Annotated in this window: 2 protein-coding genes; both read left to right on the forward strand. The window is 72.1% G+C overall.

Translation table 11 applies throughout. From position 1 onward, the window contains the following. The first annotated feature begins 164 nt into the window (after positions 1 to 164). Positions 165 to 713, forward strand: a complete 549-nt coding sequence (locus ACFU7D_RS29630) for a head-tail connector protein (protein WP_378874112.1) — start codon at positions 165 to 167, stop codon at positions 711 to 713. Continuing rightward, positions 713 to 1183: a hypothetical protein gene (locus ACFU7D_RS29635; protein ID WP_378874114.1), complete on the forward strand. Its 471-nt coding sequence runs from the start codon at positions 713 to 715 to the stop codon at positions 1181 to 1183. The genes ACFU7D_RS29630 and ACFU7D_RS29635 overlap by 1 nt, the downstream gene beginning before the upstream one ends. Positions 1184 to 1384: the final 201 nt, after the last annotated feature.

Consider the following 1384-nt stretch of genomic DNA (forward strand, 5'->3'; position numbering starts at 1 on the left):
GCCCGGCGCCGAGGCGGCCCAGTGGGCGGACGGTGTCCGTGCCGAGCTGGTGCGCGACGAGCAGCCCGAGACCCCGGAGACCCCGGTACGGCCGGAGCGCACGGCCCGGAAGCAGACCGCGCGCCGGCCGCGCACCGAGACCCGCACAAAGTAGGAGGTGGGCCGTGGCGCTGCTCACCCTGGACGAGGCGAAAGCCCAGCTCAACATCCGCACCACCGCCAGCGACACCGAGCTGCAGATGTACATCGACTCCCTCACCTCGGTCATCGAGGGCTATGTGGGAGTGGTGGAGGAGCGGGAGGTCACGGAGACCGTGACCGGGCAGGGTCCGGCTGTGGTGCTGCTGCAGACCCCGGTCCTGTCTGTGGCGTCCCTGACTCCGGTGCAGACCGGGGGGACGGCCGTGGACGTGGCCAGGCTGCACGTGGACGGCCCTTCAGGGGTGCTCGCCTACGCGGACCGCGCGCAGTTCTCGTGTGGCCCGTGGACGGCGGTTTACACGGCCGGTCGTACCCCGGTCCCGCCCACCATCCGACTGGCCGCGCTGCTGCTCCTCCAGCATCTGTGGCGCACGAAGAACGGCCCGGCCCGCGGTGCGTCCAGCGCCGACGACTACGCCGTGACCGAGCCCGTCCCCGGCTTCGGGTACGCCGTACCCAACCGGGTGCTGGAGCTCCTCGAGCCGTTCAAGCTTCCGCCGGGGATCGGCTAATGGCGACGTCTGCGGTGCATGCCGCGATCAACGCGCTCGTCGTCCGGTTCGAGACCGCGCCCTCCCTGGACGGGGTGCGGGTCATCGATGGGCCGCCGCCGTCCGCAACGTTCTCTGAGCCCGACCGGCTGTACGTCGGGTGGGCTCCGGGGGCCGACCAGGCCGCCGAACTCAGCCAGGAGTTCGCCAGCGCCGGGGCCCGTCGCCGCGACGAGGACGGGCTCGTCTCCTGCTACGCCGAAGCCCGCTCCGGGGACGAGGACATGGCCCTGTGCCGGGCCCGGGTCTTCGAGCTGCTGGCCGTCGTCGAGGACGAACTCCGGGCGACCGATGTTGCCCCGGACGCCCCGACGCTCGGCGGCGCCGTCCTGTGGTCCGAGGTGACCACGGGGTCCCTGATCCAGGAGCAGGGGCCGGACGGGGCGCTGGCGGGTCTCGTTTTCACCGTGGCGTACCGCGCCCGCATCTGATCACCACCAACCAGGAGGACAGCCATGGCGCGAGTGCGCTACATCGGCGCCGAGCCGGTCACCGTGCCGGAGCTCGGCGACCGCCGGATCGAACCGGACGAGATGGTCGAGGTGCCCGACGCGCGCTTCGACGGGTACGTGTGCCAGCCCGGGACCTGGGAGGCGGTCGAGGAACCGAAGGACGACGAGCCCATCCCGAAG

Origin of the sequence: Nocardioides sp. NPDC057577 (genome assembly GCF_042801335.1) — a bacterium.
Taxonomy (GTDB): domain Bacteria; phylum Actinomycetota; class Actinomycetes; order Propionibacteriales; family Nocardioidaceae; genus Nocardioides.